This window comes from Glaesserella sp. (genome assembly GCF_041817755.1).
Taxonomy (GTDB): Bacteria; Pseudomonadota; Gammaproteobacteria; order Enterobacterales; family Pasteurellaceae; genus Glaesserella.
The window spans coordinates 1-7,863 of record NZ_JBGYBX010000045.1; the positions used below are offsets into that span (position 1 = coordinate 1).

General features: G+C 39.9%; 11 protein-coding genes and 1 pseudogene. 8 read left to right on the forward strand and 4 right to left on the reverse strand.

Annotated features, from left to right (window positions below):
- Positions 1 to 87: 87 nt before the first annotated feature.
- The 5 genes and pseudogenes from ACEYKX_RS06490 to ACEYKX_RS06510 form a co-directional block, all read left to right on the forward strand.
- Positions 88 to 858 (forward strand): annotated as a pseudogene (locus ACEYKX_RS06490) (ATP-binding protein); the annotation flags it as partial.
- A 270-nt stretch (positions 859 to 1,128) separates the two neighbouring features.
- Positions 1,129 to 1,383 carry a type II toxin-antitoxin system Phd/YefM family antitoxin gene (locus ACEYKX_RS06495; protein ID WP_373768019.1) on the forward strand — a complete coding sequence of 85 codons (255 nt, stop codon included), beginning with the start codon at positions 1,129 to 1,131 and terminating at the stop codon, positions 1,381 to 1,383.
- Positions 1,380 to 1,664 (forward strand): type II toxin-antitoxin system RelE/ParE family toxin, encoded by a 285-nt coding sequence (locus ACEYKX_RS06500; protein ID WP_373768020.1) that lies wholly within the window; start codon positions 1,380 to 1,382, stop codon positions 1,662 to 1,664. Before ACEYKX_RS06495 ends, ACEYKX_RS06500 begins: the two co-directional genes overlap by 4 nt.
- A gap of 245 nt (positions 1,665 to 1,909) precedes the next feature.
- Positions 1,910 to 2,353, forward strand: coding sequence for an ester cyclase (locus tag ACEYKX_RS06505; RefSeq protein ID WP_273318601.1), 444 nt, complete (start codon positions 1,910 to 1,912; stop codon positions 2,351 to 2,353).
- Between the two features lie 27 nt (positions 2,354 to 2,380).
- Positions 2,381 to 2,710: a hypothetical protein gene (locus ACEYKX_RS06510; protein WP_373780664.1), complete on the forward strand. Its 330-nt coding sequence runs from the start codon at positions 2,381 to 2,383 to the stop codon at positions 2,708 to 2,710.
- 85 nt (positions 2,711 to 2,795) lie between these two features.
- On the opposite strand, the gene ACEYKX_RS06515 is transcribed toward ACEYKX_RS06510, so the two are convergent.
- Complete coding sequence (locus ACEYKX_RS06515) at positions 2,796 to 4,085, reverse strand: prolyl oligopeptidase family serine peptidase (RefSeq protein ID WP_373768022.1); 1,290 nt, start codon at positions 4,083 to 4,085, stop codon at positions 2,796 to 2,798.
- Between the two features lie 319 nt (positions 4,086 to 4,404).
- Between ACEYKX_RS06515 and ACEYKX_RS06520 the strand changes: the two genes are divergently transcribed.
- The 3 genes from ACEYKX_RS06520 (at position 4,405) to ACEYKX_RS06530 (ending at position 5,774) form a co-directional block, all read left to right on the forward strand.
- Positions 4,405 to 4,665, forward strand: coding sequence for a type II toxin-antitoxin system Phd/YefM family antitoxin (locus ACEYKX_RS06520; RefSeq protein WP_373780665.1), 261 nt, complete (start codon positions 4,405 to 4,407; stop codon positions 4,663 to 4,665).
- Between the two features lie 9 nt (positions 4,666 to 4,674).
- Positions 4,675 to 5,097, forward strand: coding sequence for a type II toxin-antitoxin system VapC family toxin (locus ACEYKX_RS06525; RefSeq protein ID WP_373768024.1), 423 nt, complete (start codon positions 4,675 to 4,677; stop codon positions 5,095 to 5,097).
- A 68-nt stretch (positions 5,098 to 5,165) separates the two neighbouring features.
- Positions 5,166 to 5,774, forward strand: a complete 609-nt coding sequence (locus ACEYKX_RS06530; RefSeq protein WP_373768025.1) for a DUF1349 domain-containing protein — start codon at positions 5,166 to 5,168, stop codon at positions 5,772 to 5,774.
- A gap of 74 nt (positions 5,775 to 5,848) precedes the next feature.
- Here ACEYKX_RS06530 and ACEYKX_RS06535 read toward each other — a convergent pair whose 3' ends face one another.
- The 3 genes from ACEYKX_RS06535 to ACEYKX_RS06545 are packed head-to-tail and all read right to left on the reverse strand — an operon-like array spanning position 5,849 to position 7,591.
- Entirely contained in the window at positions 5,849 to 6,325 is a 477-nt protein-coding gene (locus ACEYKX_RS06535) for a DNA cytosine methyltransferase (RefSeq protein WP_373768037.1), read from the reverse strand.
- A 9-nt stretch (positions 6,326 to 6,334) separates the two neighbouring features.
- The gene (locus tag ACEYKX_RS06540; protein ID WP_373768026.1) at positions 6,335 to 6,841 is read right to left on the reverse strand and encodes a hypothetical protein; all 507 of its coding nucleotides are present in this window, start codon (positions 6,839 to 6,841) and stop codon (positions 6,335 to 6,337) included.
- A gap of 9 nt (positions 6,842 to 6,850) precedes the next feature.
- Entirely contained in the window at positions 6,851 to 7,591 is a 741-nt protein-coding gene (locus tag ACEYKX_RS06545) for an NgoPII family restriction endonuclease (RefSeq protein WP_373768027.1), read from the reverse strand.
- Between the last annotated feature and the right edge of the window lie 272 nt (positions 7,592 to 7,863).

The window sequence follows — 7,863 nt, forward strand, 5'->3', positions numbered from 1 at the left end:
AAAGCAAATGAGCATTGCTGCCCGTGCAATACAAATCCAATTCGTCATCTAACAAAAGCGAACGCAACGCTTGCTCAAAACCTGTAATTTCTTGAATTTATGAAACTGGACGATAGTGATAAGTCGATGTCGCTGTTTTTGAAATACGGCGGTTTGCCTTATTTGAAAGACTTGCCGTTGCAAGACAATATCGTGTTTGAGTATTTACGCAACATTTATTCCACCATTGCTATTCGGGATATTGTGAACCGCTATGCGTTACGAAATGTGCAATTTTTAGAACAACTCACACAATTTTTGGCGAGCAATATCGGCAATTTGTTTTCTGCTAAAAAAATCTCTGATTTTTTAAAATCACAGAAAATTACTACGTCAAGCACACAGGTGCAAAATTATGCGGAATACCTTGCTAACGCTTTTTTGATCCACAAAGTGCCACGCTATGATATTGAAGGTAAACGCATTTTTGAGATTGGCGAAAAATACTATTTTGAAGATTTAGGCTTACGAAACGCCCTGATTGGCTATCGTGTGCAAGACCGTGGCAAATTGCTCGAAAACTGCATTTTCAATCATCTTCAAATCGCAGGTTATGATGTCAAAATCGGCGGTTTAAATAGCCAAGAAATTGACTTCGTGGCAGAGAAAAATGGCGAACGTATTTATGTGCAAGCCACGCTCACAATTAACGAAGAAAAAACGCTTGAACGAGAATTTGGTAACCTGCTCAAAATTCAAGACAACTACCCGAAATATGTGGTGACGATGGACGAATTTGACGGCAATACTTTTGAGGGCGTGCAGTGTTTAAGTTTGAGGGAGTTTTTGAAGTTGGTTTTGGGAAATAATCAAGCTTGAACAGCCATTCGGTTTACCTTTAATACCCGTGTTTGTTTACCACGTCCGCCTATTGTTTTGTGAGACTTAGGTGGAGGCGTTGAAAGGGTAAAAGTACAGTCGTTTTGTAAAAGATTTTGCGAAAACAACCGCTTGTGGATTTTTTAGTGGAGAGATTTCGGGGAGTGAGTTGGTAGTTGTAGTATTGTTTTAAACCGATGAAAGCCTATAAACTATCTTGACAAAACCTATAAAAAGAGCGATAAACAGCACTAAAAAAGGAGTGCTATTATGCCAAGTATCGTTTTAACTAATACTGTTGCGAGTATTACTGAACTAAAAACCAATCCTATGGCGACATTTAACGCTGCAGGTGGTGAAGCGATTGCCATTTTAAACCGCAATGAGCCCGCTTTTTATTGTGTTCCCCCACATATTTATGAATATCTAATGGAGTTGGCAGACGATGCCGAACTGGCAAGAATTGTGGAAGAACGTCAAAACGATGAGTTAGTTGAAGTAAATTTAGAGGATTTACGCCGATGACTTATCGCGTGGTATTCCGGAAGGAGGCCCTTAAAGAATTTCAAAAGTTGGATAAGGTGATTGCCAATCAATTTTTAGATAAACTTCAAGAACGCATAGAACAGCCGAGAGTAGCCGGCGCCAAACTTCGTGGTATGAAAGATTGTTACAAAATCAAATTGAGAAGTTCCGGCTATCGCTTGGTTTATCAAGTGGTTGATGAACAGATTGTTATTCAAGTGGTAGCGGTAGGCAAACGTGATCGAAGTGATGTTTACCAAAAAGCACAGTTGCGTTTATGATGACAAATTCTATTTTATGAAACTATTTGCTTAACGTTTTAGAAATAGACAAGCGGTCAAATTCTTACAATTTTTTGCAAAGGCAAAATATCGGAGAAATTTGACCGCTTGTCGTTTTTAATCGAGATTGTTTTAAAATTTGAAACAGTGATATTCAAAAAACACTATTTTTTCTCTTTTTTGTTTCAATATAATCACGCACCAACAGCAATCATGCTGAATGAACAAACAAAAAGGAAAACCCAATGAAAAAATCTCTTTTACTTTTAACCGCACTTTTCTCTTCAACCGTTGCAATGGCACAAACGACGCCGGAACAAAACAAAGCGAATGCGTTGGCGTTCTATGAAATGGCGTTCAATCAGCACAAAGTGCAGGAAGCGACCGATAAATATATCGGTAAAGAATACTTGCAGCACAACCCGACCGTGGCGGACGGCGGTCAGGCTTTTGTTGATGCCTTTGCGCCGTTTTTAAAAGCGAACCCAAAATCACGCGCAGAGATTAAACGTGTAATGGCAGACGGCGATTTAGTGATGTTGCACGTTCACAGCAAATTAAACGATGAAGATCGTGGCGAGGCGGTGGTGGATATTTTCCGTTTCGATGAAAACGGCAAAATCGTAGAACATTGGGACGTGATCCAAGCCGTACCTGAAAAAACAGAAAGCGGGCGTGGGATGTTTTAATCGTTAAATGATAACAAGCGGTAGGATTTGCCTGATTTTCTCCATTTGCAAAATTTTCGTAAAATCCTACCGCTCTTTTACCACATCGACCATGTCTTGCCACATACACTAGGGCATTTGTCGGTGATTGTCGATATGGGCGATCATTATATTTTGATTGGTGGTGACGCATCTTATTGTGAAGAATATATGCTGAACGGTGAGATAGACGGCGTAGCGATTGACGGCACGTTACACCGACAAAGCACCGCCAAAATGCGCGAACTCTGCCGCCGCAAGCCGACCATTACCCAATTTGCGCACGATACGGAAAGCGAGACGCGATTGGTGAATCGGCAATTTACGCAGGTGGAATAAAAGTGCGGTGAGATTTCAGCGAGTTTTTGCATTTGCAAAATTCTCCTCAAATCTCACCGCTTGTTGGTTAACTCGGTATATCGTTTTAGCCTTTCACTTGTTCAAACAACCATTCGCGGATTGGCTCGATGGTGTAGGCGACGCGCCACGTATTGCGGTGACCGCTTGCGCCTTTTTTATCTGCACCCGGTAGGAAAACCGTGTCTTTGGCGAAAACGGTGTAATTGATCGGGTTGTCTTGTGCGACGATTTTATCGTAGGCAAAGCGATATTCGTCGGCATTCCAACGGGCGTCCCAAATGTCACGGCTGATTTTAGCCCCTTCTTTTTCTAATTTTTCCGTGATGGCGTTTTGCCCCGGGAATGCGCCTAAATCATCGGCAGAAACTAAAATCCACAGTTTTTTCTTCGCAAGCGGTGCGACTAAATCTGCGCCCCATTGTCCTGCGACCAAGAAACAAGCTGCAAATAAATCGGGATACTTGATGTTCATTGCAATGGTCATCATACAGCCGCCGGATTGCCCTGTGGCGTAAAGACGATTGCCGTCAATGTGGTATTGTTTACGCAAGCTGTCGATTAAATGAATCGTAGTCTCTAACATCGGTGAGGCTTGAGATTTATCGTCCACGATAATCTCATCAAACTGCGGCGCAAGCACGAAGCAAGGGCGTTTAGCCTGATCGTCAGGGCTTGCCCACGAAACTGCGCCTAAACCTTGCAATAAAGTCGCACGGTGAAATTCACTGGTTACACCGGCATCATGCATAAACAGCACTAACGGCAAAGGTTTGTCGCCGTGATTTTTCGGCACATAAAGGTTGTAACGGAGAGACTTTCCGGTTTCAGGATCGTTAAAAGTGAGCTGTTGGAAATCGTCCACAATCAGATTTTTTACCGAAGAAGTCGCCAGTTTCGTGCCGTCGGCGTTAATGGTTGCGGTCGGGTCGTGAAAAATCAAATTACTTGCCGGTTTATCACCTGCCACCCAAGGTTTACCGCCCCCTGCCGGTTTTGGTCGAACTGTTGCATTTGCCATCGGAATCATTTCCGATAATGACAAATTCGCATCATCAGGGGAAAGTTGCACAATCACAAACTTGCCCGATTCCGCTTTATCTAAGCTAGCAGAATTACTGACAAATACATTAGTAACCGTGCGACCTTCAACGCTGAAATCTTTTGCGTCAAACTGACCGCTTGTGACAGGCTGGCTGTATTCAATGGCAATGGCGGTTAAACGCACACCATCACTAAAAACTTGGGTAATTGCCGTAGCCGTTTGCGGTTTTGCACCCGTGTTGGCTAGGGTTGGGAAGCTGGCGACTAACGCCACACCGGCGCTCATAATTAAAAATTCTCGACGAGATAACATATTGCTTTCCTTTTGATTTGGTGAATTTGATAGATGTAGGCTATAAATTTGTGAATAAGTTTAGCGTTTTTATCATTATAAAAATAAATTTATTACGATGAAAGAATGTTAAGACATGATTGGGAAAATGCCACGGAAACCTTTTTATCAGGTATGGAACAGCGTTTGGGGAAATAAAAGTGCGGTGGGACTTCAGCGAGTTTTTGCATTTGCAAAATTTTCCCCAAATCCCACCGCTTGTTATTTATTACCGTTTTGCTTTACTTTATGAAAAAACGCACTAAAATTGTATCTACTTATCTACATTTGGAGGTGCAATATGCCGATTATGACCAGCCGTGAATTTAACCAACGTTCCAGCCAAGCGCAAAAATACGCTTTGGAAGAGCCTGTGATTATCACTAATCGCGGCACGCCGGCGTTTGTGTTGATGAGCTATACGGAATATGAAAAGGTGCGACAAGCCAAGTCGTTTCGTTCGGCATTAGAGGCATTGTTGCCGATTGATAATGATGATGTGGAGCTTGAATTACAACCACGTAGCCGCGCTCAACGCCGACCTGTTGATTTAGACGACTAAGGGGAATAAATGTATTTACTGGATACCAATGTGATTAGCGAAGTCCGCAAAATCAAAACAGGTAAAGCCAATCCACGCTTTGTAGAATGGTTTTCAACTATTTCGGAAAGGGACATTTTTATCAATGCGATGGTGTTAATGGAAATTGAGCGTGGAATTTTGGCAAAAGAGCGGAAGGATTTTATTCAAGGCGCGGTTTTACGAAGTTGGTTTGATAACGTAGTATTGCCGACTTTTCACGGCAAAATTCTAAAAATTGACGAACAAACCGCCCAAATTTGCGCCAAATTGCACATTCCCGATCACGCCCCTGAAAATGATGCCTGGATTGCCGCCAGTGCCATTCAACATCATTTGGTTTTGGTAACACGCAACACCGCCGATTTTGCCCGTACAGGCGTGAAGTTGTTTAATCCCTTTGAAGAAAGATAAAAAAGACCGCTTGGCTTTTCAGTCCGCCCCTTTGCTATAATGCCCATTCTTATTATCAAGGAGATACTATGCAAGCTTTTAATCCGCAGTCGCTTGTTTGGACGAGAGAACCACAAACCTATGAAATTAAAGAAAATAAAATTACGATTGCCACTGCACCGCATACGGATTTGTGGCAACGCACCTATTATCACTTCCAAAATGACAACGCCCCTGTTTTGCAAATGGAAACCGATGAACGCTATTTCAGTTTTGTCGTCAAGACCGATTTTTCAGGCAGCCATCAACGGTTTGACCAGTGCGGCATTGTATTGTATTTGGATAGTGAAAACTGGCTTAAAGCGTCCGTTGAATATGAAAATGAGCAATTCCAACATCTTGGCAGTGTGGTAACCAATCACGGCTATTCCGACTGGGCAACGGTGGAAATTGCAGCGGAGATTAAATCAATGTGGTTTCGTTTAAGCCGCCGTGAAAGCGATTATTGCGTGGAATGTTCCTATGACGGTGTGCATTTTCAACAAATGCGGATTTGTCATTTACACAAAGGCGGCGAGCGTATTCGCTTTGGTGTGTATGCTTGCTCGCCTGAAAATTCCTCGTTTACGGCAGTTTTTACGGATATGGCATTAACCGAATGTCAATGGCTTGCCCATAATGGACAACAGTCTAATTAGGTAACACAAAGTGCGGTCAAATTTGCAAAAGATTTTGCGAATTTGACCGCTTGGCTTTTCAGCTAGCCTGAAAGTTAAAACATTGAAAGCTGTTGATTTTCTTTTACTGTTTCAGTTTGATGATATTGTGGATCTGTTAAGGCTTTTTTTATCGCAACAGCAATTTCAAAAGCCAAATTAACAGGAACAGCATTACCGATCATTTTGTATGCATCATTAGTATTTTTATAGATAAATTTGAAATCATCGGGAAACCCTTGTACACGTGCCACTTCTCGAATGGTCATTCTACGGTAAAGATTTTCTTTTCCTGCAACAAATCGATAATCGTTTGTGCCGTGTTTTTCCATTTTAGGGGCTTGTGGGTGTAATTGACACTGCCGTCCTGATGCTTGTACGGTAAACCCTTGTTCGTGCCACGCTTTAACCCGATTTCGGCTCATAAAAATAGGCGAAAAACTACCTGTAAAATATTCATTATTATTAATTGCTTTAGGATTGGTTTGATTGCGTTCTAGGGCTGGAACGACGGTATTTCTAGATAAGTTCAGCTACAGTTTTTAATATCCAATGAGCAAAATTCCTTTTAAAGGCAATTGTAAACGACTTGAAATATATAATGTTTCTAAGAAAGTAAAAATTCTTTCGAAATCTTTATTACCACGATAGGTATTTCTAACGACTAATACTAAATATTCAACATAATGCATCATACAAGCCTGAAATATATCTTTTAAAAATTGATTATTATCCACAGCACGTCCAGCTTCTACCTCAATAACAATTTTTCCATCTTTACTCAAAGCATCGGCATTAAAACATTTATCAATGCTATTATTTAATCCAAATAAGACAGGAACATTAATTTTTTGGTTTGCACTTTTACCTTTTTCTACTATAAAACCTATATTTTCAAGATTGTTACGAACAATTTCCAATACTTCATTTGATGATAACTGATGATTTTGGGAATTAATTTTATCAGCAACACTTTCAAAACATTGAATAACATTTTGAATTTCGTGATTAACTCCTTGTGAACGAGGGAAAAATTGATAGTTAATCATATGGAACACCTAAATAGAATAAGTAATAAGCTTTGCTATCTTTTGTTTATTTGTATTAACAGCTTTAATAAAAACATCTTTAATAATTAAATTAGGAATTTCAAATAGTATGTCTCTATTAGTTAAAGTTTCCCACTTCTTTGTATTGATTATAGACATAAAATTAAAACTCTTTTTTTCGTTTGGTCTATAAATATAATCAAAGCATTGAATAGGATTTTTAAAATCTAAAACTGCATTTTTTATAACAGCAATACCAAGAGGATCTATTGGGAACTGGTAGAACTGTTCATCAGGGAAATAATCTTCCCCATAAACCATACATAAATGCTTTAGACTTGTACCATCAACCACACCAACAGCATAAATAATATCTTTTTCTGTCCAATTTTCTGCATTGCGGCACGCAGTTGAAATCATTGGGCTATGGCTAAATAATTTGGCTTTAGGATAACTACTGTTTAATGCTAATGCAGAATGGTTATTTTCTATTTTCTTCACTTCAATAGCATCGCCATTATTTAACATTGCATCAGGTGGATTACTATTATTACCCAAATAAGAAAAAGTTTCGCTCAATTTTTCTAAACGTTGATTTTCAGGCAGCATAAAAGTGTCGGCAAATAAATCTTTTACGTATTCTTCCAACGCATCGCCTGCTTGATTAGCACGATTGCGACTTTGATAATGTTGAACTAACTCGGTTATTGGATTATTCACTAAATTGATGATTGCATTGATAATATTCATTTTTTTCATTTAAGAAGTTAATTTGGCAATGCAGTATAGCAAAAATATTTTCTAATTGTTACTAGATAGACAGGTAATAAAACAGCGGTCAAATTTGCAAAAGATTTTGCGAAAATGACCGCTTGGCTTTTTCAGCCAGCCTGAAAACCACCTTTTACCCGCGCTAAAAAATCATGATTGATAAATTGCCATTCTTTATTTGCCACTAGGGGTGCTAGAAAGGTGCGCGCTTCGGTGGTTGTGGCGAGCGCAAAAGCATATTGAATTTCAAT